The organism is Psychrobacillus sp. Z3-81 (assembly GCF_056620325.1).
In genome coordinates this window covers 1-281 of the sequence record NZ_JBWQPU010000042.1, presented here as the reverse complement: position 1 = coordinate 281, position 281 = coordinate 1, and the positions used below count along the sequence as shown (strand labels likewise).

Sequence of the window (281 nt, the reverse complement as noted above, 5' to 3'; positions counted from 1 at the left end):
CGGAGTGACGATATTCTCATACGGTCCGCCTACTGTGCGATCTGCTGCCAGAAGCCACGGCTGAGTGGTCTGACGTGCCCGCTCCACCACTTCACCCAGGCGGATATCCTGACCATGGCGTCCTTCACGTACCCAGCCGGCATCCAGCCATAGACACTCGATCCGTCCATAATTCGTAAGCAACTCCATAATCTGCGCATGCGTGAACTCCACGAACTTCTCCCACAGCCACGGATACGCTTTCGGATCATAGGATGGCCCGCGCCACATATGACTTCCTC

1 protein-coding gene is annotated in these 281 nt (G+C 56.9%); it reads right to left on the bottom strand.

What is annotated here, in order from left to right; genetic code table 11:
* Positions 1 to 281 (bottom strand): alpha-L-fucosidase (locus AC1ECF_RS17550; protein WP_480390728.1); only part of this gene is annotated, 281 nt, incomplete at both ends.